We start from the raw sequence: 24,696 nt of genomic DNA, 5'->3' as shown, positions 1-24,696 counted from the left end.
GCGCTTTAGTTTTTTCTCCGATGCCCTTTGTTTTTATTCTGAATCTGGTATTATTGCGCGCGTTGGAGAGGTGGCCGAGTGGCTGAAGGCGTGCCCCTGCTAAGGGTATATACGGGAAACTGTATCGAGGGTTCGAATCCCTCCCTCTCCGCCATATACACAAACAAAAATGCCCGGCTTTTTAGCCGGGCATTTTTGTTTGTGTCTTTTAATATCCGGAGAAAGAGGTTGAGAAGCCTCGCGGTTCGCACAATGCGTAGCATGGGAAACGAGCCACCCAGTGGCGAAGCCTCAGCCCTGTGGTTTTTTAAGTGTACTGTGGTTTGGGTTTGACTCCTGGGTAGGAAATCACTATAGTACGCGCGCTTGCTAAAGGCGCCCGTAGCTCAGCTGGATAGAGTACCTGGCTACGAACCAGGCGGTCGCACGTTCGAATCGTGCCGGGCGCGCCACTTTAGCAACGCGAAATAGATTAGCGCCCGTAGCTCAGCTGGATAGAGTACCTGGCTACGAACCAGGCGGTCGCACGTTCGAATCGTGCCGGGCGCGCCACATTAGGAAAAGAGCTCAACCGTAAGGTTGGGCTCTTTTTCGTTGGGCCAGTGGTCGGTTGATATCAGGTCAATAGTCACCGCGTCGCGCAGAAGGTTGGAGCCGGGTAGTGGTGGCCTACTTTATCCGCTCCAATGTCTCTCAGCGTCAAGGCCGGGATAGAATGGCAACTCAAAGGGCTCAATAGCCGAGGCGATGGTGGCCAGTTCCTGTGAGCTTACCTGGGAGCGCCACTTGGACAGTTCCCGAGTCGAGTCGCGTCGCCCCCATAACCTGGCCCTGAGGCTTTGCTGCGGGCGGGAGAGAGGAACTCTTCAGCACGATCTGTCCAGTCAAGCCCTAGTGTTTCGGCCAGCCAGCGTATTCGAGGCGCCGGATCGGCGCAGTACCACTCATGTTCTTTTAATATCCAGTGCGGACGGTGAACCGTCAGCTGCATGCTGGTCATTGCTCCCCAGAGGGTGCCGGCGCTAGCCCAGAACTCCTGAGTATTTTTCATCTGCTCGGCATGTTGCCTGCCGTAGCGGGCCATTAATGAGCGGCTGTTGCCGGCAGAGCCCTCGCAGGACATGTGCTGGGTCCCACCCCCGCTCGCGCCAGCTGAGAAACTGGGGGGCGGGGTGTCGAACCAGCTGAACCACCTGTATATCAGGGTAATGGGCCGCGAAAAAGTCGAGCGCCAGCGACATGCGTACCCATTTAAGCAGTACCACGTCGGCAAGGGAGCGGTACATAATCTCCCTTAGCCCCTTTTCTGCAATGGCATACTCATTCACAACCTGACCCTTGAGGGAGCGCCGGATATGGCTCAGCAGCCGCTCGTCGTGGTCCCCGGCGGCGAGGTATTTGTCGTAGTAGCCGGGCCCCAACGCCTCATCGGGTTCGAAATAGTAGTCCACCCCTTTGCAGAGGGAGAGGGTTTTGCCAAGCCAGGAGCTACCGCTGCGAGGAACCCCGGACACCACCACTCGCTGTTTGGGGTTGAGTGGCGCAGGGAGGCTGCCGACGAGTAGCTGGCGGGCGGAGGGGCGTAGCTTCTGGTAGTAGCTCATGGCGACTGGGGTCCGTCAATGGGGCGGGGCGACAAGGTCGGTGGCCATTCGCCTTTCGATGACCTGTAGCGGATATTGATACGAACTATAGACCAGCATCTGCATCGGCCACCTACCGAAGTCTCCATTATCTGGAGCGGAGTTGGTCAGCATTTGACTCCGGGGGTCGAAATCACTATAGTACGCGGCGCTGTACGGCGCCCGTAGCTCAGCTGGATAGAGTACCTGGCTACGAACCAGGCGGTCGCACGTTCGAATCGTGCCGGGCGCGCCACATTAGGAAAAGAGCTCAACCGAGAGGTTGGGCTCTTTTTCGTTGGGACAGCGAGCCGTCGATGAGAACGTGGTTCGACAAATTACTCCCGGAGAAATTTGGACCGAGGAGCGCCAGCGACGCAGCCTTTGGTGTCCCTTCGCTGGATAGCTAAGGCTGTCTGCGTCAGGCTATGGGTTGACCGCAGGGTATGGGTCAGGCGATTTCGCGCAGCAACTCGCGGGCGATGATGATTCGCTGGATCTCGCTGGTGCCTTCGTAGATGGTGGTGATGCGCACATCGCGGACGTATCGCTCCAGTGGATACTCCCTGATGTAGCCGTAGCCGCCCATCAGTTGCAGGGCGGTGTAACAGGCCGCGTTGGCTTTTTCACTGGCGAACAGCTTGGCCATGGAGGCCTCCTTGGCAAAGGGTTGGCCCTTCTCCTTTTTGTCGGCAGCACTCATCAGAAGAAGCCGTGCTGCCTCGAGGTCAGTGTAAGCGTCAGCCATCATCCACTGTAGCCCCTGGAAGTTAGCCAGTGGCTGCCCAAACTGTTGGCGCTCTTTCAGGTATTGGCGGGCGAAATCCATCGCCGCCAAGCCTACACCCAGTGCCAGGGATCCGATGCCGATGCGTCCGCCTGCCAGCTCACCGACGGCAACCTTGAACCCCTGGTTGAGCTCTCCCATCAGGGCTGCTTTGGGAATCCGGCAGTTGTCGAATACCACCTCGTTGGTGATTGAACCATGTTGCCCCATCTTTTTCTCCGCTTTGGAGATGATCAGGCCGGGGGTGCCGTTCTCTACCAGAAAGCAGGAGATTCCTTTGCCCTTCGTGGCGCTCTTGTCCGTGACCGCCCAGACGACAAAGATCCCGGCGAATTCTGCACTGGTAATAAACTGTTTGGCGCCGTTGAGTACCCATTGGTCATCCTCGAGCACGGCACTGGTTTTCATGTTGGAGGGGTCTGAGCCGGCGGTCGTTTCCGTCAGGCAGAACCCGCCGGCCGCGTATTCGCCGCTGCACAGCTTGGGCAGATAGCGCCGTTTTTGTTCTTCCGAGGCGACCGCCTGTATCACTTCGGCCACCATGTTGGTGACCGACATGGTTACCGCAGTCGAGGCGCAGGCTTTGGCTATTTCAGTGATCGCCAGGCTGAATACCAGGGTGCCCGCTTCGGCACCGCCGTATTCACCCTGGATGTTGAGCCCCATAAAGCCGAGTTCGGCCAGCTGTTTCAGGTTATTCAGGAATGCCACCCGGTTACCCTGCTGGTCAATTTGTTCGGCCAGGGGCTCCAATTCAGCCTGGGCGAATTTACGGGCGATCTCCTGGATCATGGTCTGGTCTTCGTTAAGGGAAAGGTCCATTAGGGGGCTCGATGTGGGTGGCACGGAGGGTGGGATATTAAAAGCAAAACTAGCCTGTTGACGCGTTGAGATCAATGGCGGGTTGCCCGGCGCGAAGCGGCCGGGATAGGGGGGCAAAAATATTTATCAACCCCTCTATCCGAAACCCGAAAAATTGGCTATACGGTGGTGATTATTTACCCTCCTTACAGGTGTATCACCCACGATGGACAGTCAACCCGCTCGCTTTGGCACTCAATTGGGTGTCGCCCCCGGAGGGGTGCCTGTCTACTCCTCCCACTACCCCAGTGCCGACCCTCAGGAGTATCCGGACCGGGAATCCTACCGCAGCTATCTCGACGGCCACTTTATGGGGTACAAATGGCAGTGTGTCGAGTTTGCTCGCCGTTGGCTCTACCTCAACCACGGTTACGTGTTCGAAGGGGTTCCCATGGCCTACGATATTTTTGACCTGCGAACGGTCAAGCGAGTAGAGGATCGCACCATGCTGCCCCTGCAGGCGATCCGTAATGGCTCTTTCCGTCGTCCTGAGCCCGGTGCTCTGTTGATCTGGGGCGAGGGGGGCGCTTTCGTCGATACCGGGCACGTGGCGGTGATTACTGAAGTGTTAGAGGACCGGGTACGCATCGCCGAGCAGAATGTCGGGCATAACCTCTGGGAAGAGGGTTTCGACTATGCCCGTGAAATTCCGATGCAGGTCGATGCCGATGGCGCCTGCTTTATCCATTGTGATAAGGCAGAGGTGCTTGGCTGGATGCTTCAAAGTGCTGACCAGGCGGGTGCAGAACCTGAAAAAAAATCCCCCGTTGTTCATGACCTGAAAATCAATCATCTTTCGGAATCTCCCCCCCGCAGTTGGCTAAACGAGAGTCTTCCCGACGAGCAGGCCTATGGTCACGCGATGGGGGGCGCTTACCTCGCGCGGTTTGAGGCGGACCGCTGTGCCTGGTTGTCTATTTCTGAGAGTACGATGAAGGCGCTCAAACACGCCACTAACGATCTGCACGCCATGTTTATGCATGCCACCCATCGGGTGCTGATGGATGATGGCCTGTTGCAGCGTTTCAACCTGCCTCGCTCGATCTGGCCGCGCTTAAGGGCGTCCTGGAATAATCGCCGCAATGAGATGATCACTGGGCGCTTTGACTTTGCGGTGTCAAAAGAGGGGATCAAGGTGTATGAGTATAATGCCGACTCTGCCTCGTGCTATCTGGAGGCGGGCAAACTCCAACAGCAATGGTTCGAGGCAGCGGGGGTGGAGCAGGGGCGTTGTCCGGGAGGGCGACTATTTGCGGACCTGGTCCACGCTTGGCACAGCAGTGAGACGGAAGGGCCACTGCATATCCTGCAGGACGAGGATGCAGAGGAGCAGTACCATGCCCTCTATATCCAGGCGGCGGCTGAGGCGGCTGGAATCCGCTGCAAACCCGTTGTGGGTATGCGCGGGCTGGGGTGGGACCCCGAGGGCCATGTGGTCGACGCTGACGGAGAGCGCATCAACTGGGTGTGGAAAACCTGGGCCTGGGAAACGGCGCTGGACCAGCTGCGTGAGGAGTGTGACGAGGAGGCCGCACTGGCGGCGATTGGTCAAACCCGAGCGCGGGCGGGGGTCCCCCGCCTGGTGGATCTTTTGCTGCGCCCCGGCGTTATGGTGTACGAGCCCTTGTGGACGTTAGTCCCGAGTAACAAGGCGATTCTCCCTGTCCTCTGGGAGCTGTTTCCGAACCACCCCTGCCTGTTGCATTCGGCCTATGAGCTGGACAGCACCCTGAGCCAGAAAGGCTATGTTGCCAAACCAATAGCAGGGCGCTGCGGTTTTAATATCAGCATGGTGGGACCGGGCCACCAGCTGTTGGAGGCAAGCTCGGGTCAGTTTTCAGAACAGGATCAGGTTTACCAGCAGCTATATCCCTTGCCGAAACTGGAGGACTACTTTGTGCAGGTAGGTACCTTCACTGTGGATGGAAAGTTTTCGGCGGCCTGTATCCGGGCGGACCGGTCACCCCTGATCACGACGGACAGCGACCTCTTTCCTCTGCGGGTATTAGCGGATGAAACCTGGGGGGCTGCGTTACAGGATGAGGTAAATCCAGCCGGTGAAGTTGACTCTGTCGAGTGAACTGACTATAGTCACGCCCCTGTACAGCGCCCGTAGCTCAGCTGGATAGAGTACCTGGCTACGAACCAGGCGGTCGCACGTTCGAATCGTGCCGGGCGCGCCACATTAGGAAAAGAGCCCAACCGAAAGGTTGGGCTCTTTTTCGTTGGGACAGCGAGCCCGCCGATGAGAACGTGGTTCGACAACGCTCTTGCGAAGAGCGTTGGACTCAGGAGCGCCAGCGACGCAGCCTTTGGACATAGCGGCCCCGGAGGCCGCTATGGGTCAATCGTGCCGGGCGCGCCACATTAGGAAAAGAGCCCAACCGAAAGGTTGGGCTCTTTTTCGTTGGTCCAGTGGTCGGTTGATGAGAACGTGGTTCGACAACGCTCTTGCGAAGAGCGTTGGGCCCGGAGGGGGGCTGGTGGCCACTTTGGTCCCGGTGACGGGTAGAGTATGCTATGGGCCATGAGCCCCTTATCGATCTTTGCCTCAATCTTGCTCAGCCTGCTGGGCGGGTTGCTGTTTGCCTCTCCCCTGAGGGCTGATTGCACCCCGATGGCGGCCACGGACTACGAGCGTATCTACTGCCAGATCCGCAGTCAGGGAAGAGGGGCCAGTCTGCCGGATTTTGCCCAGTTCCAGAGTAATCCACCGGCAACCCAGCGGCTGCTGTTACGCCGGCCCGCGCAAAAGCTGGGGATCCGCCTACCCGACGATAGTCGGGGTACCGGTAATAAAGCTGGGAACGCCATCCCTGAACCTCTCGAGGCAGAGCCTCAGCGCCAGCATGAGTCCGTGGTGGGTCGTCCGGCGCTGGTCACGGCGACCGTAGCGCCTTCTCGTCTGGCGCAGGAGTGCCTTCAGCGCTTACAGGGAATCGATTGCGCCGGAGCCTGGTACCGGCTGCAACCCAATCTACCCAACCGGGCCCTCAAAAGGGGGGTGCTGGAGGAGGGTAACCGTCTGGGGTTGCCCCGTTTTTCCGGTGATAAAGAGGATTCCGAAGCCCTGGGCCATTACCTGTCGGAGGCCTACAGGCACTACATCCACAAGATGCTGGAGATTGGCCTGGGGGGCGTCACCATGACCTACTCCCGCTTCTATTACAGCTACCTCGACCTGCACCAGGCGGGGCACGATTTTGTCGACCGTTTTGAAACCATGTACGACTACCTCAAGCGGGATAAACGGCAGCTCGCGGTAGGGGGGAGCGAGGCACCGGCTTTTGAATCCCTGGAGTACTGCATGGCCCTAGATCGGCGTTTGATCGTCTGTGACAACCAACGAACAAACTGGGTGTATAGTCGCGATCTGCGTTGAACCTCTTCCCGTTGTTGCAACGGTCTCATTATTAAAACAGTTTATCGGGCGGTGCTTGCCTCGATGGCAACCGCCTTGCTAGCCTGCGACTAACTCAAGGAAGGAACCTCTCTGATGCAGGATACTGTTAAATACCATGCCGTATTTCACGGCAAACTGCTGGATGGCGTAGACCCCGATCAGGCTCGCGATAAGCTGGCCACCCTCTTCAAACTTGACCCTGATGCGCTTGAATCGCTCTTTGAGCGGGCACCGGTTGTGATCAAAAAAGGGCTTGATCATGCCCAGGCCAAGCAGTTGAAGACAAAAATGGCCCGGGCGGGTTGGCAGGTCGCCTTTCGCAAGGTGGAGGCCTCACAGCCGCTAACGGCGGAGCCCGAGGTCAGTATGGCAACGGGCAACGGCCACTGGTCCCTGGAGCCCATCCATTCGCCAGATCCGGTAGCCGAGTCGCAGCCCGAGGCAGCAACGCAGGAGTCTTCGCTGGAGGTGGTCGACGATAAGGCGACCCCGTCCGAGGCTGCGACAGAGGAGTCCACTGACGCTCATGGGGGGCAGATGTGGGGAAAAGCGCAGCCGCGGGTGAAAGCCTCTCCCAAGCCAGCCGCTGGAGAGGCGGCGGGGATCGAAGCGCGCCAGTCCGGACCTGGGATTTCGGGTGATGCCAGTCAGCGAGGGCACGAGGTGTCCGCTGCACCTCGTTTTGTCGATTTTGAGTTTAAGGGCAATGGCTCCGAGTACTTTCGCATCTGGATCGTCAATGTTCTGCTCTCCATTGTTACGCTAGGGATCTATTCCGCCTGGGCTAAAGTGAGGAATAATCAATATTTTTATGGCCACACCCTGGTCGAAGGCAGTAGCTTCGAGTACCTGGCCAGTCCGATCACCATTCTCAAGGGGCGTTTGGTTGCGTTCGCAGTGTTCGTGCTGTATTTCGCCCTGCAACAGTGGAGTCCGTTACTGGGGGGGCTGTTGCCGCTGCTTCTGCTACCCCTTGTGCCTTGGGTGGTGATTCGCTCGCTGGCATTCAATGCCCGTAACAGCGCCTGGCGCAACATCCGCTTCAACTTTAATGCCTCCTGGTTCGAGGCGCTCAAGGCCTTTATCCTCTGGCCGCTGGCGGGGACGCTGACCCTGGGTATCCTGATGCCCTATGTGCTCAACAGGCAGAAACACTTCCTGATCAACCACAGTAGCTTTGGCGCTACCCCCTTTGCTTTCTCCGGGCTTGCAGGGATCTGGTATCGATTCTTCCTGCGCCTGATCGGTGTTGTCCTGGTCGCGGGGGTGTTGGCCGGGGTGTTTCCCGCGCTCGGGGTGATTATTTTCCCTGCGCTCTATCTCGGGCTCTACGCGGCCTACAAGGTGTTTGAGGGTAACCTGGTCTTCAATATGAGCCAGCTGGGCACGGTGCGTTTCCAGAGCCGTCTGGAACTGAAACCGGTGGCCTGGATCTACCTGACCAACACCCTGGGGATCATCCTGACCCTGGGTCTCTTCATCCCCTGGGCCAGGGTGCGGATGGCGCGCTATCGCGCCGAGAGCCTCCAGCTTGAGATGGCGGAGGATCTGGACCAGTTTGTTGCCAGGGAGGCTGAGCGAGTCACTGCCCTCGGCGCCGAGATGGGAGAGATGTTTGATATGGAGTTCTCCGTCATATGATCCGTATCGAGGGGCTGGTCTACGATGGACGCAGCTCCCGAGCGGTCCCGGCGACGCTCGAGTGCAATGCCGAGGGGGAGCTGAGACTCCTGGGGGCGAGCGGAGAAGGGCTGGCTATCTCGTCGGAGGGGTTGGGTGACATCAGAGTTAGCAGCCGCCTGGGCGACACTCCCCGCTATCTCTACTTTTCCGGTGGTGAAAAATTCGAAACCGGCGATAACGACAGTGTTGATCGCATGCTGGTGATGCAGCGGCAGGGCAGCTCCCTTGGCTGGGTCTCGACCATGGAGCGCAGCTGGCGGTATGTGCTCCTCAGCACGGCGCTGGTCGTGCTGGTCTCCTGGTGGGGGGTACGCGACGGTGTACCCCTGGTAGCGCAGTGGGTAGCCCAGGCGTTACCGGCGGAGGTGTCGCACAAGATTGGCAGCGGGACGCTGGAGCTATTGGATAGTCGGGTATTCTCCCCCAGCGAACTGTCAGCTGACCGTCAGCGCCAGCTTCGGGGTTACTTTGCTCCCCTGGTCGCACGTTATCCCGAGTTGCCTCTTCAGTTGGAGTTCAGGCGCGGGAATGGCTTGGGGGCCAATGCGTTAGCCCTCCCCTCCGGGGTCATTGTGTTCACCGACGAGCTGGTAGCCCTGTCGGACAGGGATGAACAGTTGTTGGGGGTGATGGCCCACGAGATTGGCCATATCGCCCGGCGTCACACGCTGCGTTCGGTGGTGCAAAGCTCCATGATGTCGCTTGCGCTGGTCGCCATTACGGGCGATGTCAGCGCCGCCTCATCGGTATTGGTGGCGGCTCCGACCCTGCTGCTCGAGCTCTCCTACTCCCGTGAGTTTGAGCATGAGGCCGACCAGTTTGCGGTGGTGGAGCTGAAAGCACTGGGGGTATCGCCATCGCACCTGGCTGATATGATCTCTCGCCTGGAGCAGAGCGATGGTGGGGCAGAAGGCGATGGCCCGCTGGAAGCCCCTTCAAGCTCTGATAGGGCGAGTTGGCGGGATTACCTCTCTACCCATCCGCGGGGGGGCGAGCGCCTCGAGCTGATTGCCGACTGAGCGACGAGCCCGCTCCGGCGTTCAACTCCCCCTTGCCTTGATCGGCGGGGTCGGCTTAGAGTGTGGCTCTTTTTCTGAGAGTGAATGACCCGATGGTTGAGTCGGCCCCGATGATCTGGTCCCTGGCGGCGCTCGTGATGTTCGCCGGCGCCTTTGTGCAGTGCACCATCGGCTTTGGGCTGGCCGTGGTGGCGGCCCCGATTCTCTATCTGTTGGATCCCGCCTATGTGCCGGGACCGATTATCGCCACCGCGCTCATGATATCGCTACTCAACAGCCTGCGCTTTCGCAGCCAGCTGGCTCTCGGACGGTTGGGGTGGGCCGTGCTGGGTCGGGTGCCGGGTTGTGTATTGGGAATCTGGATACTGACACTCATCTCACCTGACCTGCTTTCCCTGTTACTGGGCGGTGCGGTGCTGCTGGCGGTGGTGGCCAGCCTGGTCAAGTCTAGTTTGCAGGCCAGCCCGCGAAACCTCTTTTGGGCGGGGCTTGCTTCCGGTTTTATGGGGACCTCCTCCTCCATCGGCGGGCCACCGATGGCACTGGTGCTGCAGAACGAAGAGGCGTCCTCGATCCGCGCCAACCTGTCGGGTTTTTTTGTCATTAGTTGCCTGATGTCGCTGGGGTTGCTGGGGTGGGCCGGGCTCTTTGGCGCCCGGGAGTGGCACCTTACCCTGGGACTGCTGGCTCCTGCAGCCCTGGGATTTGTCCTCTCAACGCGTATCGCGACCCTTGAACAACACCTGTTTCGACCGGTATTGTTGCTGCTCTGTACCCTGTCGGCGCTGTTTGTGATCTTTTCCGCGATTTGATGGTCAAGATAGGGAGAGGCTTAGGATTCAGGGGGTCGTTATGCAGGAAAGTGAATCGGAGCTGTTTTCCCGGGAGGTTTCGGATGTGGTACCGCTAAAGAAGCGGCGAGTACATTTCGACAAGCCCAACCGCACCCCCAGCCTGGCACAGCAGGCTCGAAAAATCAGTGCCCAGAGCACCCCCGAGGAGCAGGAGGGAGTCTCCACCGAGGGGGCGGTGATGGTGCACCCCTTTGATGTGCTGGAGTTCAAACGTGTGGGTTTGCAAGATGGGGTTTATCGAAAATTTCGCTTGGGTAAATACCCCATTGAGGCGACCATTGACCTGCATCGGATGACACTTCAGGAGGGGCAGCGAGAGCTGGTGCGTTTCATTCGTGACTGTTTCCAGTTGGGCTTGCGCACGGTTACCGTCAACCACGGTCGCGGTGATCGCGATCCCGACAACCCGGCTCGCATGAAGAGTCATGTAGCTCACTGGTTGCCGCAGATGGATGCGGTGCTGGCTTACCACAGCGCCCAGCAGCACCATGGTGGAAGTGGCGTGCTCTATGTGCTGATTCGAAAAGCTGATGCCCAGAAGCAGAAAAACCGTGAACGATTCCGCTCCCGCTAACGGAAGCCTTGTTCATCTTTAACCGATGGGATCCCTGTGGGCTGTCAGCGGCAGGGGAATGGTTTACACTTAGCTCTGAAAATTATCGCCTGATGTTAGGGCAGGGGGCCTGCGGTTCCTCTTGCCCTTGTTATCGAAGTTAAGGGTCGACGTATGATTACAGCCTACAGCCTGAATGAGTCCGGTGTGCAAATCGATACGCTTGGTATTGAGGATCGCCTGCCTCCGGGTTGTATCTGGCTGGATGTTGTCGAACCCGAGGAGAATGAACGCGAGTGGCTCGATCAATATTTCGTTGAGGAGGTTCCGGATACCGAGGACCTGGACGAAATCGAGGCAACGTCACGCTTCTTTACCGACAAGGATGGTCTCCATATCCTGTCGCTGTTTCCCCACCGGGCGGGCAAGGATATCCGTAACATCAACGTCTCGTTCAACCTGCGCAAGAATATTCTTATTACCCTGCGTGATGATGAGGTGGGACTGTTCCGCCTGGTGAGGAACTACCTCAAGCGGCAACAGATCGATGTGCAGGCACCACTGGAGATTATGATTCGCCTTTTCACGGCGAAGGTGGACTATCTCGCCGACCTGTTGGAGGAGGTCTACGAATCCCTCGAAGAGGCCAGCCAGATGGCGCTGCGTGACCAGAGCAGTGAGCGGGACGAGGTGCTTAAAAACATCACGGTGCAGGAGGACTTCAATGGCCAGATTCGTTTGAACCTGATGGACAGTCAGCGTTCCATGCGATTTTTGGCCCGTAACAGTCGTGCCCTGATGGATGATTCCCAACTGATTGAGGTAAAGGAGATGCTGCGGGATATCGACTCCCTGTTGCCCCATACCTCTTTCCTGTTCGACAAGATCAACTTTCTTATGGATGCCACCATGGGCTTCAGCAATCTGGAGCAGAGCCGGATCATCAAGATCTTCTCCATCGCGGCGGTGGTTTTCCTGCCGCCTACGGTGATTGCCAGTGCCTACGGCATGAATTTTCGGGTGATGCCGGAACTCGACTGGGCCTTCGGCTATCCGATGGCGCTTGCCATGATGTTCATGAGCGCGGCCAGTACCTATCTGTTTTTCAAGGTGAAAGGTTGGCTTTAGGTTCGAAGCTTTTTTAGCCGGCAGCTATGCTGATGCTAATGGCTGCCCGGCCAGAGTGATAATCCGTTTCTTTTATTGGTGACGACAAACAGGAGGTCGCCGCGTGGAAAGTCTCGATTTGCAACAATTGATGGATGGTTACCTGATTCCCTGGGGAATCAACATCGGCATGGCGTTGCTGGTCTTTGTTGGTGGTCGTCTGCTGGCCCGGTTGGTGATATCGCTGATCAGCAAAGGACTGTCGAAAACCCAGATGGACGATACCCTGATCCACTTTGTGTTATCGATCCTAAGCGTACTGCTGACCCTGCTGGTGGTGGTGGCTGCGCTTGACCAGTTGGGGGTTGATACCACATCGTTGGTGGCGCTGGTGGGTGCCGCCGGCCTGGCGGTCGGTTTGGCGCTAAAAGACTCGCTGCAGAACTTTGCATCAGGGGTGATGCTGGTGATTTTTCGCCCCTTTGTTGCAGGTGATTTTATCGAAGCGGGAGGCGTGTCCGGGGTGGTTGAGCGGGTTACCATCTTCTCTACCTTTATGAAAACTCCCGACAACCGGCAGGTCATAGTACCCAATGGCAGCATTTTTGCCGGCACCATTACCAACTATTCCGCCAAGCCCACCCGGCGAGTCGATATGGTTTTTGGTATCTCCTACGAGGATGACCTGCTTAAAGCCAAGGAGATCATGGTTCGTGTGCTGGAGTCCGATGAGCGGGTGCTCAAAGAGCCTGCGGCCGTTGTGGCGGTGACTGAATTGGCGGATAGCAGCGTCAATTTCAACGTTCGCCCCTGGGTCAATACGGCAGATTACTGGGCCGTTCGCTCCGACCTGATCGAGCGCATCAAGCTGGAGTTTGATCGCGAGGGGATCACCATACCTTTCCCGCAACGGGATGTTCACCTTAAACAGGTGGTCGGCGGGACAGCCTAGGGTGGTATTGCTGTTTCGTGTTGTTATCCTGCTGGCGCTGGCCGGGGGGGTAGCTCTACTGGTGACGCCGCCCGGTCGTGTTGCGTTGGTTGAGTTTACCCCCGCCTGGCTGCTTGATCTCGGAATCGGCGAGCGTCTGGAGGGGGGGAGTGCACTGCCTGCCAGCTCAACCACCCTCAAGGTGTATCGCTGGACGGATCAGCAGGGGGTAACCCATTACAGCGATCGCCCAAAGGAGAAGCTCAACCAGCAGTGAGTTTCTTTATCGGGCTTCTTGTCGGCCCTATTTCGAAGGGGGTATATGATCCTCTTGACCCGAACCGCTTCTGTTGCAGTCTTGTCTTCCTGGCTTCGGTCACAGGGTTGGCTGCGCTGTGCAAAACGGCCCTTGCTTAAAGGGCTCAGGCGCCTGCCTGGAGCGGCTCTTATTGTTTTGCTGTCCGCCTGCTCCTGGGGAGTTACTACCCATCCCGAGCTCGTCGGTATTGAGCCCCTTGACTCACTGGTTTTGCTTGAGCGCAGCGATGACTCTGTGTTGCTCGCCGAAGAGAAGGGGCTGCTGCAGCTGAGTATATACTCCGCGAAGGGGATTGGCGGGCTAAGCATTCGGAGACCACAATCTGACCGCTGGTCACGGCTGGAGCTGAGCCTTGACTTGGTCGCTCTTGAGTATCTACGCGTGGCCACTCGCGATTATGAAGTGCGTCTTTCACTCCCGCGCCGAAGTGATTATCCCACCCCCTGGGAGGTGCGCGAACGGCTGCAGGACGGCGCCTGGTCAGAGTGGCGCTCCCTCTCTCGCCAGCATCCACTCTCTCCCTGGCTTGAAAGCAAGGGTGGGTGGGTGAAGGTCAAGCTCTCACTGCAGCCTGTGGGCGAAGGTGACCTTAGGATCAACTGGGTCGACTTCTATCGTTAGTCGATGGGGATCTGGCTGCACCCATCGGCAGGACACCCACCAGCAGGATTTCACCGCTTCCGCCTCATATGGCTTTCGAGGCCTACCGCACATCCTGTCGCTTCACCGCTTCCGCCTTCCATGGCTCTCGCGGTATACCGTACATCCTGTACATAAAAAAACAGCCCGTAGGCTGTTTTTTTATGCGTTGGGTGCGCGGCTTATTTCTGGGTGCAGCTACCCTTGAATCGATCTGGCATCTCGGAGTCGGCAATCTCCTGACGCTCCATGGTAGTCAGTGACTCGTGGTTGCAGTAACGCTCCCACAGCTTTTCCAGGTCGCTCATCTGGTTCATGGGCTCGGGAGCGGGCATGGGAGCGGGTTCCGCCTTGGGGGCCATCTCAACCGGGGCTTCAGTTTGCGGTGTGGTTGCAGGCTCTGCCGCCATGGTGCTGCTACTGTCGGTCTGCTGGCTGCTGCACGCAGCAAGTAGCAGAGAGGTCAGGCAGAGTAGAAAAATGCGTTTCATCTTTTGGCTCCTTGGTAATCCTGGCCGATAAGGCACTACATCATTATGGGTTTGGGTGGGGCAACCGCTTTTATACTAAGTGCGCTTACCAGTTTTGGCTATATCTTAGCTCAGATTACGAGTGATGTTTGTGTTTTTTAGCGAGCTTATTCATGAATCTGTGGAATCTCGCTCGCTTTTCTGGACTAGGCTATGGCGATGCGTTGTTCCGTTTCTACTGATATTTACAGGCGCAGGCAATGACCTCGACTCGATGGAACGGAAGGGGGAGTGCGCACGCAGGTCGTTTAGAATAAAAACGCAAATTTGTGAACGATCACCAAATCCCCGAACCGGATGCTCTATAATCGTTGCAGAAGCCGGGTCGCCGGATCTTGAGCCATAGGAGCACTAGGGATGAACATTAAGCAGTTGTTACTCAACAACTCTCTCTTTGAACACCTGACGGCGGATGAGCTGGACCGGGTCGCTGACATGATGCGCCCCCATGACCTGCCTGCCAACACCACGGTTTTCAAGGAAGGGGCGCACGGTAACTATGTCTGCTTTGTACTGGAAGGGAAGCTACAGGTGCTGAAGGTAAAGCCGAACGGCCAGGAGTCGGTGATTGCCACTCTCGGAGAGGGGCAATCGGTCGGTGAGATGGCGATCATTGACGGTCTTCCCCGTTCCGCGACCGTTCGCTCGGTAACGGCTGCTTCCCTGCTGCTGCTCAAGCGTGATGACTTCAACACCCTTTTGTCCAAGCACCCCGAGATTGCCGCCAAGATACTCAAGGCGATCGCCAAGATGCTGAGTATCCATTTGCGCAAAACCTCAGGGGAGCTCTCCAACCTGCTTTTTGCCTGAGCATCTCTTTGCGTCTGCTCCCTGCGAGTACACAGGCTTATTTCTCCGCTTCATCCGGTCGGCTTCGGGCACTACAACAAAGGTGTTATAGCTCCTATTGATCCTCTGCCCTAGACTGCCTCCTGATTCAAATCAGGTCAGGGTGAGAGCCGTGGATGAAGAGTGGGTGTTAGAGGTCGATCAGCAAAACCAGCCGTTGGGCCGGGTTACCCGTCGAGAGATGCGGCTTCATAACCTGTGCCATCGTGCCGTCTATATCTTTGTCTTCAATGGGGATGGCCAGCTCTACGTTCAGCGCCGAACCCTGTCAAAGGATCTCTACCCGGGGTATCTCGACCTAGCCGCTGGTGGCGTGGTCGGGGCGGGAGAAAGCTATGACGAGGCGGCGTACCGCGAGCTGGAGGAGGAGCTGGGGATTGCTGGTGTGACCTTGACGCCCCGCTTCCATTTCTTCTACCAGGGGGAGAGGAATCGTGTCTGGGGAAAGGTTTATAGCTGCTGCTGGGATAGCGACCTGCGCCTTCAGGCAGAGGAGGTGGCTGCGGTCGAACTGATGGATCCGCAAAGCATTCTTACCGCCACTCATCCGGGGCGCTATACCCCGGACTCCCTTGTCGCTCTGAAGAGAATGTTGCACACTGACGCCGATCAGGAGGTTGCCGTTCGGTGATCTCCGCCTGTCTGTTGGAGTCACCATGTTTACCGGAATAGTTCAGTGTAGCTTGCCGCTGGCCGGCCTCGAGCGCAAAACCAATCTCTCTCGACTCTGGTTTGAAATGCCCCCCCGCTTGCTCGACGGGCTGGTGTCGGGCGCCAGTGTGGCGGTTAACGGTACCTGCTTGACGGTGGCTGAGCTGGATGGAGGCCGGGTCGGGTTTGATGTGATGATGGAAACATTGAGGGTGACCAACCTGTCGTTGCTGGAGGTGGGGGACCCTGCCAACATCGAGCGCGCGGCCCGTTTTAGTGATGAGATCGGGGGGCACCTGCTGTCGGGGCATGTACATGACACCGTTGAGGTGGTCTCTGTTGAGCGCCCCGAAAATAATTGCGTCATCACGTTTGCATTCTCTCCCCAGTGGCAGCCCTATCTCTTTTCCAAGGGCTATGTGGGCCTAAATGGTGCCAGCTTGACGGTGGGAGAGGTGGGGGAGGGGCGTTTCAATGTTTACCTGATCCCCGAAACCCTCAAAATTACCACCTTCGACCAGCTCAGGCCCGGGAGTCGTGTGAATCTGGAGATTGATAGCCAAACCCAGGTGATCGTGGATACTGTTAAACGATTGGCGGCAGCCGGTAGCTTGGGGTAACGGCCGCTAACGCCAGCGAGAAAAGGAGCCATAATGCGCCCATTGTCCTTGATTAGCCTGCTGATGTTCGGTTGTTTGAGCTTGAACCTGCAGGCGGCGCCTCTGCAGGTTGCGGCGAGCACCTGGCCGCCCTACGTTGATGAAAGCGCAGCCCGGCGGGGTGCTGCGGTGGTGATTGTTGAGCAGGCGCTGAAGCGAGCCGGTTTTGACGTGAATATGGTGGTGGATATCTGGCCCCGCTCGCTGGAGGGGACCCGCAGCGGTGTGTACGACGTGATTGCGGCGGCCTGGTACTCCGAGGCGCGCAATAAGGAGCTGGCTTTCAGCCGCCCCTTCCTGAAAAACCACCTTAAATTTGTCGTCCTGAAGGGGCGGGGCCTTAAATACGAAAGCACGCAAGACCTGGAGGGGAAAATGATCGGCACCATTCGCGACTATGCGTATGGGGAGCCCTTCGATAGCGCCCGTCTGGCGATTCGGGTGCCCGCCAACCACGTCATTCAGAATCTGCGCCGGTTGGTATTGGGGCAGATCGATATGGTGCTGGCCGATGAGCAGGAGATTCGCTACACGATTCGCACCTTTATGGCGGACCAGACCTCCAGCCTGGAGCTGTTGCCGACCTCTATCTCGAGCAACGGTTTGCATATCGCGGTGAGTCGCGCCACCCCCGGGTATGAGCACATTTTGCAGCGCTTCGATGACGCAATCGATTCGATGCGGGAGGATGGTTCACTGCAACGGATTATCGATGAATACGAGATCTCATCTGTCTGTTGCTAGCCCTGGTGCGGGCCGCTCAAGCGGCTTCCAGCAGGGGCAGAATCTGTTGTGAGCTGTGCAGCGGCTTGATTTGGTTGAATAGCTCTTGCGCTGGCTCGTACCCCGGCGCCAGAAAACTAAGCCACTGCTTAATCCGCTGGCACAGGTAGCGTTCGGGATAGCTTGCACAGGTGACCTTATAAAAATCGAGCAGCAGTGGCCTGATCTGCTGCCACTCTTGTTCTCTCCCCAGGCCCGGGTTGCGCTGCTGGATCTGGCGCGAAAGCAGTGGGTTGCGCAGGGCGCCGCGCCCGAGCATAAAGTGCTCGCAGCCGCTCACCTGGGCGCAACGCAGGTAGTCGTCGTAACTCCAGATATCACCGTTGGCGACCAGCGGTAGCGATACCACCTCTTTAATCCGGGCAAGCCACTCCCAGTGGGCGGGGGGGCGGTAGCCTTGCACCTTGGTGCGGGCGTGGACGGTCAGGGCGCTGGCGCCAGCAGACTCGATGGCACAGGCATTGTCCAGGGCCAGGCAGGTGTCTTCGTACCCCAGTCGCATTTTGGCACTCACCGGGATAGGGTCGGGGACGGCTCGGCGAACGGCGCTGACAATACGGGCTACTAGCTCGGGCTCCTGCAGCAGCTGGGCACCGCCACCGTGGCGATTCACCATCTTGGCGGGACAGCCAAAGTTGATATCAATGCCCGGTGCACCCATCTCAACCACCCGCTGGGCATTCTCTCCCATCAGCTGGGGGTCGCTGCCAAGTAGCTGCACATGGACCGGGCACCCCGAGGGGGTTTGGCAGCCGTGATCGAGTTCAGGGAGGTAGCGTTTGAACACCCGCTCGGGGAGCAGGGTATTACTGACGCGGACGAATTCGCTGATGCAGAGATCGAAGTGACCGTGTTCGGTCAGCAGGGCCCGCATACTGTGGTCGGCGACCCCCTCCATCGGGGCAAGCAGCAACATGTTTCTATCTACCTCGTCAAAAGAGGCGCTCACTCTAGTGGGCTGGTTCCCCTAAATCAATAGGCGACCTAAACCGGCAGGATTGTCGACAATCTTGGTCTTTGCCGGGGTTGCTGATAGAATGAAACGGGCGTTTGATTCTTGCCGGGTACGACCTTTCGCCTATAGCTGTAAGTGTCTGATTTCGGGAAAATTCAACCCGAACAGGGGCGCTTATGGTTTGCCAGCTAATCGGATACAGGGTAAATTAACGCCGACTTTGACTGCCGACACTTTCAAGGCTGCTTTGAAAGGTCCCCGCAAAGGGGGGCTGTCGATGGACAAAGTGATAACAAACACTACAACGAAGGATGAATATCATGACCCAGCCGGATCTCATGAGCGAAGGTATCAACTTGATGCTGTTCGGGATGGGTTTCGTGTTCGTGTTTTTGGCGCTGCTGGTCGTCTCGACCACCGCAATGTCAAAGATCGTTGGCCGGTTCGACTCCAATGAGCCCGAGCCTGTCGCCAGCCGACCTGCAGCCGCCCCCCAGGGTGGGCCGGCTCAGGACCAGAAGCTGCTGTCCATTATTAACGAAGCGATTCGCCAGCACCGCGAACGCAAGTAAGTGATGAGCACTGATCGACTGGTACGTGAAACCAACGCAATATTCTGCAAATAAAGGCCATAATCCATGACCGACACCAAGAAGCCATTAGGTATAACCGACGTCGTCCTGCGCGACGCCCATCAGTCCCTGTTTGCTACTCGTCTGCGTATTGACGATATGCTCCCCATCGCCGAGAAGCTTGATAATATCGGCTATTGGTCCCTGGAATCCTGGGGAGGGGCGACCTTTGACTCCTGCATCCGCTACCTGGGCGAAGACCCATGGGATCGCATTCGCGAGCTCAAGAAAGCGATGCCAAAGACTCCGCAGCAGATGTTGCTGCGAGGACAGAATTTGCTGGGTTATCGCCACTATGCCGATGATGTGGTAGACAAATTTGTCGAGCGTGCCGCAGAGAACGGGGTCTCTGTGTTCCGCGTATTCGATGCCATGAACGATCCGCGTAACCTGAAGCGCGCCCTGGAGGCGGTCAAGAAGCAGGGCCAGCATGCCCAGGGGACCATCTCTTACACCACCAGCCCGGTTCATAACCTGGATGCCTGGGTGGATCTGGCCAAGCGCATCGAAGATATGGGCGTTGACTCCATCGCCATCAAGGATATGTCCGGTATCCTCACCCCTTACGATGCCTACGAACTGGTCAGCCGCCTCAAGGCTGAAACCAATGTGCGCATCCACCTGCACTCCCATGCTACTTCCGGCCTCTCCTCCATGACCATCCTGAAGGCGGTCGAGGCGGGTATTGATAACGTCGACACCGCCATCTCCTCCATGAGCGAGACCTATGGCCACTCCGCGACTGAAGCGGTGGTTGCGGCGCTGCAGGGTACCGAGCGTGATACCGGCCTGGATGTGTTGAAGATCGAAGAGATCGCCGCCTACTTCCGTGAAGTGCGGAAGAAGTACGCCAAGTTTGAAGGCGCCCTCAAGGGGGTGGACTCCCGTATTCTGGTTGCTCAGGTGCCCGGTGGCATGCTGACCAATATGGAGAGCCAGCTCAAGGACCAGGGCGCGTCCGACAAGTTCGATGCGGTACTCGAGGAGATTCCTCGGGTGCGCAAGGACCTGGGCTATATCCCGCTGGTTACTCCTACCTCCCAGATTGTGGGAACCCAGGCGGTGCTGAACATTCTCACCGGTGAGCGTTACAAGTCGATCTCCAAGGAGACTCAGGGGATCCTCAAAGGTGAATACGGAGCCGCTCCGGCGCCTTACAACGAAGAACTTCAGGCGCGTGTTCTGGCGGGTGCCGAGCCGATCACCTGCCGTCCCGGTGACCTGCTGGACAATGAACTCGACAAGATCGTGGCCGATGTCGAGGCACTGTCCAAGGAGAAGGGCTTTGCCCTGGCGGATAACGCCATCGATGACGCCCTGACCTTTGCCCTGTTCCCCCAGATCGCTCCCAAGTTCCTCGAAAATCGCGGCAACCCCGATGCCTTTGAACCGGCGCCAACCGGTAAGGAAGGCTCCGTGGTGACCACCGGTGACGGTGAAGAGATCTACACCGTTAAGGTGGACGGGGCCGAGTACACCGTGACCGTAGCCAACGGTGGCGATGTGAGCGGTATCGTCCAGGTCGGTGGGGCCTCTGCTCCCTCGGCGGCCAGTGCGGCGGCTGCAGCCTCAGGCGGTGGCGAGCCGATGCCCTCTCCGCTGGCAGGCAATATCTGGAAGGTGCATGTCGCTCCAGGCCAGCAGGTTCAGGAGGGTGATCTGATGATCATTCTCGAGGCGATGAAGATGGAAACCGAGATTCGGGCTCCCAAGTCGGGTGTTATCGGCTCCGTCAACGTCAAAGAAGGGGATGCCGTGGTTGTCGGCGCTACCCTGTTGACCATTGCCTGAGGGGATTGATCAATGGATAAGCTGCTAACGCTGTGGTACGGCTCCGGCATCTACAACATGGATTTTCCACAGTTTGTGATGATCCTGGTTGGCTTGGGCCTGCTGTACCTCGCTATCAAGAAGAACTTTGAGCCTCTGCTACTGATTCCGATCGGTTTTGGCGGTATTCTCGCCAATATACCGGAAGCCGGTCTGGCCTACTCCTCGGTTGAGCAGGCGGTTCATATGGCTAAGCCCGAGGTGCTCAGCGCGCTGGCGCAGGTATTGGGTGTGGCTTCCAGCGATCCTCACGCTGTGCTGGAGGCTTACCACAGTGCCGGTGCCGTCGCCCACCAGGCGGCTGCGAATGTCGCTCAGGATATGGGCTACAGCAATGGCGTACTCTACAGCTTCTACCTGGCGGTCATCGCCAGTGGTGCTGGCCCCCTCATTATCTTTATGGGGGTGGGTGCGATGACCGACTTCGGTCCGTTGCTGGCCAACCCAAGAACGCTGTTCCTGGGGGCCGCGGCGCAGTTCGGTATCTTTGCAACGGTCCTGGGTGCCGTCGGCCTTACCTCTCTGGGAGTGATGGACTTCTCCATCGCCCAGGCGGCTGCAATCGGCATCATCGGTGGTGCTGATGGTCCGACCTCCATCTACGTGGCCAGTGTACTGGCTCCGGAGTTGTTGGGTGCGATCGCCGTGGCCTCCTACTCCTATATGGCGCTGGTGCCGCTGATCCAGCCGCCCATTATGAAGGCACTGACCACCCAGGCTGAGCGTCAGCTGAAGATGAGCCAGCTGCGTCACGTGGGCAAGACCGAGAAGATTGTCTTCCCGCTGTTATTGCTGGTGCTGGTGGCGATCCTGTTGCCCGACGCTGCACCGCTGCTGGGGATGTTCTGCTTCGGTAACCTGATGAAGGAGTGTGGTGTAGTGGACCGCCTGAGCGATACCGCCCAGAACGCCCTCATCAACATTGTCACCATCTTCCTGGGTCTCTCCGTGGGCTCCAAGCTGGTGGCGGACAAGTTCCTGCAGGCTGAAACTCTCGGCATCCTCGCGCTCGGTATCGTTGCCTTCGGTATCGGTACCGCCTCGGGTGTACTGATGGCGAAGCTGATGAACAAGTTGAGCAGTACTCCGATCAACCCGTTGATCGGTTCTGCCGGGGTCTCCGCGGTGCCGATGGCGGCGCGCGTGTCCAACAAGCTGGGTCTGCAGGCCAACCCGCAGAACTTCCTGCTGATGCACGCCATGGGCCCCAACGTAGCCGGTGTTATCGGTTCGGCGGTGGCCGCGGGTGTGATGATCAAGTACGTCTCTGGCGGCTGATGTATCCCGCTCTGTGCTTAGAAACAGGCCCTTCGGGGCCTGTTTTGCGTTCAGGGGCGGCTTCACGGGGCCGGCTCTATGCTCTACTATGCTCAGTTCACTCCGTGTTCCGAGTTTCCCCCAGAAGGCCTGTTTGCAGATGGCGATAACCGCATCCTTTTCCACCTTGAGCCTGGTCATGATCTCTCTGGTCATGGCGTTGACGCTGCTTTTTCATCTGCGGGGTTTCAACGCCCAGACCGCCAGTAATGCCCCCACTATCCTCACCAGCCTGGGGATCTTCGGTACCTTCCTGGGGGTGGCCCTGGGGCTGCTGGATTTTAATACCACCGACATCCAGGCCAGTGTCCCGGACTTGATTGACGGCCTCAAAACCGCGTTTTGGTCATCGATCGCTGGCCTCGCGGGTGCCCTGAGTATCAAGCTCCGCTACCTGATCGAGCTGCGCCGTGACCGTGCCAGCCGGGAGCAGATTCGTATGGCGACGGTGGATGACCTGGCCCAGCTGCTGGCCCAGATCAGGGACCGCCTCGAAGACGCCAATGCCGAGCGCCATGAGGCGGAGCTACTGGGCGAGATGAAGGCGTTGCGGCAGGAGAGTCAGCAGCAGCTGGCCCACCTCAACCAACAGATGGGTCATTACCAGCAGCAGATGGTCGAAGCCAACACCCGGGCCCTGGTCGGGGCTTTGGAAACCGTGATGCGCGATTTCAACACCCGCATCAATGAGCAGTACGGTGAGAACTTCCGTCATCTCAATGAGGCGGTGGGCGAGATGCTGCGTTGGCAGCAAGCCTATCAGCAGCAGCTCGACACCCTGATCCAGCAGCAGCAGATTACCGGCGCGATCATGGAAGAAGCCACTCGCAGCCATGAACGGGTGGTGGAGCAAACCCGTGTCTTTAGCACCGTTTCTGAAGCGCTGGAGGGGATGTTGGCGGGGCTCGAGACCCAAAGCAAGGGGCTCGAAGGCTACCTCTCGGCCCTCTCGTCGCTGGTCAGCAGCGCCGGTGAGGGGCTTCCGCAACTGGAGGGTCGCTTCGATGTCCTGACCCGCCAGCTGCACAGCTCAATCACCACCGGTCACGAGCAGGTTCAGGGCCTGCTGGAGAGCAGTAGCGAACAGTTTTCCCGCGCCCAGGAAGCCTTGAATACACAGGTGGAGCGGATCCTGTCCCGCAACGAGGCCCAGCTGGAGCGGCTCGACCAATCCATGGAGCAGGAGCTTAACCGTGCCCTACAGGGTTTTGGTTACCAGCTCACGGCCCTGTCGGAAAAGTTTGTCAGTGACTATGCCCCCCTGACCGAGCGTCTGCGTGAACTGGTGGCCCTGGCCCAGGAGACTGAAGCCCGGTGAGTCAGCAGGGCAGGGGGCTCGACAACCAGCGGGTCGAGGAGCTGGAGCACGAGGAGCACTGGATAGCGGTGAGCGACCTGATGGGTGGCTTGATGATGGTGTTCCTGTTGATTGCGCTGGTCTTCATGGTGATGGTCGAGCTGGAGCGACGCAAAATCCACGACGTGGCGGTTGTTTACGAGCGCCTAAGGACCCAGCTTTACGAGGACCTTAAACGCGAATTCGAGGCGGATCTACCACGCTGGGGAGCGGAGCTTAGCCCCGATCTCAGTATCCGTTTTCTGCGTACCGAGCTGTTGTTCGACCGGGGCAAGGCGGAGCTAAAAGAGGATTTCTCCGCGATCCTGGCTGATTTTTTTCCCCGCTACGTGCGCATTATTACCTCTGATAGCTACCGCAATGACATCAACGAGGTACGTATCGAGGGGCACACCGACCGTGGCTGGTCAGACGCCAGCAGTGAGGATGATGCTTACGTTCGAAATATGGAGCTTTCCCAGGCGCGAACCCGGACTACCCTGGCTTACGTGCTGGGCCTGGAGGCGGTCGGGTATCGCAAACCCTGGCTCAAGTCACACCTCACGGCCAATGGCCTCTCCTCGTCCAAACCGGTCCTGCTGGCCAATGGCAAGGAGGATAGCGACCGTTCGCGGCGGGTGGAGTTTCGCCTGCGCACCGATGCGGAATCCCGCATCGAAGCCATTCTTCGTGAAGGAAGCGAATCAGAGTGAAGCTGGTCGATTTTCTGGAGTTTGAGCCCTTTAACCGGTTGCGCGCAGCGATGGGGACCCGGCGCCTGGGCTATTTTGAGCTGTTCGACCCCCGCTACCACCTGACCGGTGCTGAACGTATCCGGCTGGAGCAGGAGGGGATAGGGGTGTCTCCCTGGCAGGTTCAGCGTCTGGTGGATGGCACCTTTGCTTTCAAGAACAGCCGGGTGGTGTGTTACCTGGCCAATCAGGGGACGGCGGCCGCAGGAGGGGATCATTACCACCTGACCGACTGTTCCCTGCTGCTGCAGGCATTAGCATCGGTGGATGGGCAGGAGCGTCCGCTGATGGTCAGCACGGCGCCCTCTGGTGCGCTGCCCACCCGGGTGGGCAATCAGCAAGGGGTGCGGCCATTTAAGGTGTGTGAGCAGTGCCTGCAAAAGCTTGGGTTCGAAGGCTTCGATGCTCAGCGCAATCGGCGCAGGGGCTGGAGTTTACAGCTACTCGATGCGTTTACACCCGCGCGATTTTTTGCCCGTTACCGCCAGTATCCCGTCAAGCCTGAGGAATTTGCCCAGCGTGTCGACGCAGAGGGGGCGGGCAGCGAAGGGGACGATGCACAGGGTTCCGGTGGCTGGTGGGCGCATTTGTCGCCCCCCTGAGCGCGCCTGACGTGAGTGGCTA

General features: G+C 58.3%; 24 protein-coding genes and 5 tRNA genes. 25 read left to right on the top strand and 4 right to left on the bottom strand.

Annotated elements, in window-relative coordinates; genetic code table 11:
* Positions 1-64 precede the first annotated feature (64 nt).
* From D0544_RS08355 to D0544_RS08345, 3 genes are all read left to right on the top strand, one after another.
* Positions 65-154: transfer RNA gene (locus D0544_RS08355), tRNA-Ser, on the top strand.
* Between the two features lie 221 nt (positions 155-375).
* Positions 376-452, top strand: a tRNA-Arg gene (locus tag D0544_RS08350).
* Between the two features lie 23 nt (positions 453-475).
* A tRNA-Arg gene (locus D0544_RS08345) sits at positions 476-552 on the top strand.
* Positions 553-1,022: 470 nt separating this feature from the next.
* Here D0544_RS08345 and D0544_RS08340 read toward each other — a convergent pair.
* Complete coding sequence (locus D0544_RS08340; protein WP_125015500.1) at positions 1,023-1,604, bottom strand: sulfotransferase; 582 nt, start codon at positions 1,602-1,604, stop codon at positions 1,023-1,025.
* 197 nt (positions 1,605-1,801) lie between these two features.
* Between D0544_RS08340 and D0544_RS08335 the strand changes: the two genes are divergently transcribed.
* A tRNA-Arg gene (locus tag D0544_RS08335) sits at positions 1,802-1,878 on the top strand.
* Between the two features lie 195 nt (positions 1,879-2,073).
* Here D0544_RS08335 and D0544_RS08330 read toward each other — a convergent pair.
* Positions 2,074-3,231: an acyl-CoA dehydrogenase family protein gene (locus tag D0544_RS08330; RefSeq protein ID WP_125015499.1), complete on the bottom strand. Its 1,158-nt coding sequence runs from the start codon at positions 3,229-3,231 to the stop codon at positions 2,074-2,076.
* A gap of 205 nt (positions 3,232-3,436) precedes the next feature.
* Here D0544_RS08330 and D0544_RS08325 point away from each other — a divergent pair, with 205 nt between their 5' ends.
* From D0544_RS08325 to D0544_RS08275, 11 genes are all read left to right on the top strand, one after another.
* Entirely contained in the window at positions 3,437-5,350 is a 1,914-nt protein-coding gene (locus tag D0544_RS08325) for a glutathionylspermidine synthase family protein (RefSeq protein ID WP_125015498.1), read from the top strand.
* A gap of 26 nt (positions 5,351-5,376) precedes the next feature.
* Positions 5,377-5,453, top strand: a tRNA-Arg gene (locus D0544_RS08320).
* Positions 5,454-5,797: 344 nt separating this feature from the next.
* Complete coding sequence (locus D0544_RS08315; RefSeq protein ID WP_125015497.1) at positions 5,798-6,652, top strand: hypothetical protein; 855 nt, start codon at positions 5,798-5,800, stop codon at positions 6,650-6,652.
* Between the two features lie 114 nt (positions 6,653-6,766).
* Entirely contained in the window at positions 6,767-8,314 is a 1,548-nt protein-coding gene (locus D0544_RS08310) for a YjgN family protein (protein ID WP_125015496.1), read from the top strand.
* Positions 8,311-9,375 carry a M48 family metallopeptidase gene (locus D0544_RS08305; protein WP_125015495.1) on the top strand — a complete coding sequence of 355 codons (1,065 nt, stop codon included), beginning with the start codon at positions 8,311-8,313 and terminating at the stop codon, positions 9,373-9,375. The genes D0544_RS08310 and D0544_RS08305 overlap by 4 nt, the downstream gene beginning before the upstream one ends.
* A 92-nt stretch (positions 9,376-9,467) precedes the next feature.
* Positions 9,468-10,187 (top strand): sulfite exporter TauE/SafE family protein, encoded by a 720-nt coding sequence (locus tag D0544_RS08300; protein ID WP_125015494.1) that lies wholly within the window; start codon positions 9,468-9,470, stop codon positions 10,185-10,187.
* 40 nt (positions 10,188-10,227) lie between these two features.
* A complete protein-coding gene (gene smrA, locus D0544_RS08295) occupies positions 10,228-10,803 on the top strand; it encodes a DNA endonuclease SmrA (RefSeq protein ID WP_125015493.1) in 576 nt (191 codons plus the stop codon).
* A gap of 153 nt (positions 10,804-10,956) precedes the next feature.
* On the top strand, positions 10,957-11,910 hold the full coding sequence (gene corA, locus D0544_RS08290) for a magnesium/cobalt transporter CorA (protein WP_125015492.1): 954 nt from the start codon (positions 10,957-10,959) through the stop codon (positions 11,908-11,910).
* A gap of 130 nt (positions 11,911-12,040) precedes the next feature.
* Complete coding sequence (locus D0544_RS08285; protein ID WP_125015912.1) at positions 12,041-12,841, top strand: mechanosensitive ion channel family protein; 801 nt, start codon at positions 12,041-12,043, stop codon at positions 12,839-12,841.
* Between the two features lies 1 nt (position 12,842).
* Positions 12,843-13,097, top strand: a complete 255-nt coding sequence (locus D0544_RS08280) for a DUF4124 domain-containing protein (RefSeq protein ID WP_164880874.1) — start codon at positions 12,843-12,845, stop codon at positions 13,095-13,097.
* 177 nt (positions 13,098-13,274) lie between these two features.
* The gene (locus D0544_RS08275; RefSeq protein ID WP_125015490.1) at positions 13,275-13,760 is read left to right on the top strand and encodes a hypothetical protein; all 486 of its coding nucleotides are present in this window, start codon (positions 13,275-13,277) and stop codon (positions 13,758-13,760) included.
* A 200-nt stretch (positions 13,761-13,960) separates the two neighbouring features.
* On the opposite strand, the gene D0544_RS08270 is transcribed toward D0544_RS08275, so the two are convergent.
* Positions 13,961-14,269, bottom strand: a complete 309-nt coding sequence (locus D0544_RS08270) for a hypothetical protein (RefSeq protein WP_125015489.1) — start codon at positions 14,267-14,269, stop codon at positions 13,961-13,963.
* Positions 14,270-14,665: 396 nt separating this feature from the next.
* Here D0544_RS08270 and D0544_RS08265 point away from each other — a divergent pair, with 396 nt between their 5' ends.
* The 4 genes from D0544_RS08265 to D0544_RS08250 all read left to right on the top strand — a co-directional run bounded on the left by D0544_RS08265 (position 14,666) and on the right by D0544_RS08250 (position 17,211).
* Complete coding sequence (locus D0544_RS08265) at positions 14,666-15,118, top strand: cyclic nucleotide-binding domain-containing protein (protein ID WP_125015488.1); 453 nt, start codon at positions 14,666-14,668, stop codon at positions 15,116-15,118.
* A gap of 151 nt (positions 15,119-15,269) precedes the next feature.
* Positions 15,270-15,788, top strand: a complete 519-nt coding sequence (gene yfcD, locus D0544_RS08260) for an NUDIX hydrolase YfcD (RefSeq protein WP_125015487.1) — start codon at positions 15,270-15,272, stop codon at positions 15,786-15,788.
* 25 nt (positions 15,789-15,813) lie between these two features.
* Entirely contained in the window at positions 15,814-16,428 is a 615-nt protein-coding gene (locus D0544_RS08255; RefSeq protein WP_125015486.1) for a riboflavin synthase subunit alpha, read from the top strand.
* A gap of 33 nt (positions 16,429-16,461) precedes the next feature.
* Positions 16,462-17,211, top strand: coding sequence for a substrate-binding periplasmic protein (locus D0544_RS08250; RefSeq protein WP_125015485.1), 750 nt, complete (start codon positions 16,462-16,464; stop codon positions 17,209-17,211).
* 16 nt (positions 17,212-17,227) lie between these two features.
* Here D0544_RS08250 and D0544_RS08245 read toward each other — a convergent pair whose 3' ends face one another.
* Positions 17,228-18,166, bottom strand: coding sequence for a tRNA dihydrouridine synthase (locus D0544_RS08245; protein ID WP_243647269.1), 939 nt, complete (start codon positions 18,164-18,166; stop codon positions 17,228-17,230).
* A 359-nt stretch (positions 18,167-18,525) separates the two neighbouring features.
* On the opposite strand from D0544_RS08245, the gene D0544_RS08240 reads away from it, so the two are divergent.
* From D0544_RS08240 to D0544_RS08215, 6 genes are all read left to right on the top strand, one after another.
* Positions 18,526-18,777: an OadG family protein gene (locus D0544_RS08240; RefSeq protein WP_125015484.1), complete on the top strand. Its 252-nt coding sequence runs from the start codon at positions 18,526-18,528 to the stop codon at positions 18,775-18,777.
* Positions 18,778-18,843: 66 nt separating this feature from the next.
* Positions 18,844-20,628, top strand: coding sequence for a sodium-extruding oxaloacetate decarboxylase subunit alpha (gene oadA / locus D0544_RS08235; protein ID WP_125015483.1), 1,785 nt, complete (start codon positions 18,844-18,846; stop codon positions 20,626-20,628).
* Between the two features lie 12 nt (positions 20,629-20,640).
* The gene (locus D0544_RS08230) at positions 20,641-21,945 is read left to right on the top strand and encodes a sodium ion-translocating decarboxylase subunit beta (RefSeq protein WP_125015482.1); all 1,305 of its coding nucleotides are present in this window, start codon (positions 20,641-20,643) and stop codon (positions 21,943-21,945) included.
* 139 nt (positions 21,946-22,084) lie between these two features.
* The gene (locus D0544_RS08225) at positions 22,085-23,302 is read left to right on the top strand and encodes a hypothetical protein (protein ID WP_125015481.1); all 1,218 of its coding nucleotides are present in this window, start codon (positions 22,085-22,087) and stop codon (positions 23,300-23,302) included.
* On the top strand, positions 23,299-24,033 hold the full coding sequence (locus tag D0544_RS08220) for an OmpA/MotB family protein (protein WP_243647268.1): 735 nt from the start codon (positions 23,299-23,301) through the stop codon (positions 24,031-24,033). The genes D0544_RS08225 and D0544_RS08220 overlap by 4 nt, the downstream gene beginning before the upstream one ends.
* A complete protein-coding gene (locus D0544_RS08215) occupies positions 24,030-24,674 on the top strand; it encodes a hypothetical protein (protein WP_125015480.1) in 645 nt (214 codons plus the stop codon). The genes D0544_RS08220 and D0544_RS08215 overlap by 4 nt, the downstream gene beginning before the upstream one ends.
* Positions 24,675-24,696 lie beyond the last annotated feature (22 nt).

The sequence above is a fragment of the Aestuariirhabdus litorea genome (genome assembly GCF_003864255.1).
GTDB lineage: Bacteria > Pseudomonadota > Gammaproteobacteria > Pseudomonadales > Aestuariirhabdaceae > Aestuariirhabdus > Aestuariirhabdus litorea.
Note: the sequence above shows the minus strand (reverse complement) of the source record. Positions and strands in the feature narration are given on the sequence as shown.

Excerpts from the sequence above, each read along its gene's own strand:
- D0544_RS08340 (WP_125015500.1), bottom strand. The coding sequence starts at position 1,604 with ATGAGCTACTACCAGAAGCTACGCCCCTCCGCCCGCCAGCTACTCGTC.
- D0544_RS08330 (WP_125015499.1), bottom strand. The coding sequence starts at position 3,231 with ATGGACCTTTCCCTTAACGAAGACCAGACCATGATCCAGGAGATCGCC.
- D0544_RS08325 (WP_125015498.1), top strand. The coding sequence starts at position 3,437 with ATGGACAGTCAACCCGCTCGCTTTGGCACTCAATTGGGTGTCGCCCCC.
- D0544_RS08315 (WP_125015497.1), top strand. The coding sequence starts at position 5,798 with ATGAGCCCCTTATCGATCTTTGCCTCAATCTTGCTCAGCCTGCTGGGC.
- D0544_RS08310 (WP_125015496.1), top strand. The coding sequence starts at position 6,767 with ATGCAGGATACTGTTAAATACCATGCCGTATTTCACGGCAAACTGCTG.
- D0544_RS08305 (WP_125015495.1), top strand. The coding sequence starts at position 8,311 with ATGATCCGTATCGAGGGGCTGGTCTACGATGGACGCAGCTCCCGAGCG.
- D0544_RS08300 (WP_125015494.1), top strand. The coding sequence starts at position 9,468 with ATGGTTGAGTCGGCCCCGATGATCTGGTCCCTGGCGGCGCTCGTGATG.
- smrA (WP_125015493.1), top strand. The coding sequence starts at position 10,228 with ATGCAGGAAAGTGAATCGGAGCTGTTTTCCCGGGAGGTTTCGGATGTG.
- corA (WP_125015492.1), top strand. The coding sequence starts at position 10,957 with ATGATTACAGCCTACAGCCTGAATGAGTCCGGTGTGCAAATCGATACG.
- D0544_RS08285 (WP_125015912.1), top strand. The coding sequence starts at position 12,041 with ATGGATGGTTACCTGATTCCCTGGGGAATCAACATCGGCATGGCGTTG.
- D0544_RS08270 (WP_125015489.1), bottom strand. The coding sequence starts at position 14,269 with ATGAAACGCATTTTTCTACTCTGCCTGACCTCTCTGCTACTTGCTGCG.
- D0544_RS08265 (WP_125015488.1), top strand. The coding sequence starts at position 14,666 with ATGAACATTAAGCAGTTGTTACTCAACAACTCTCTCTTTGAACACCTG.
- D0544_RS08255 (WP_125015486.1), top strand. The coding sequence starts at position 15,814 with ATGTTTACCGGAATAGTTCAGTGTAGCTTGCCGCTGGCCGGCCTCGAG.
- D0544_RS08250 (WP_125015485.1), top strand. The coding sequence starts at position 16,462 with ATGCGCCCATTGTCCTTGATTAGCCTGCTGATGTTCGGTTGTTTGAGC.
- D0544_RS08245 (WP_243647269.1), bottom strand. The coding sequence starts at position 18,166 with ATGTTGCTGCTTGCCCCGATGGAGGGGGTCGCCGACCACAGTATGCGG.
- D0544_RS08240 (WP_125015484.1), top strand. The coding sequence starts at position 18,526 with ATGACCCAGCCGGATCTCATGAGCGAAGGTATCAACTTGATGCTGTTC.
- oadA (WP_125015483.1), top strand. The coding sequence starts at position 18,844 with ATGACCGACACCAAGAAGCCATTAGGTATAACCGACGTCGTCCTGCGC.
- D0544_RS08230 (WP_125015482.1), top strand. The coding sequence starts at position 20,641 with ATGGATAAGCTGCTAACGCTGTGGTACGGCTCCGGCATCTACAACATG.
- D0544_RS08225 (WP_125015481.1), top strand. The coding sequence starts at position 22,085 with ATGGCGATAACCGCATCCTTTTCCACCTTGAGCCTGGTCATGATCTCT.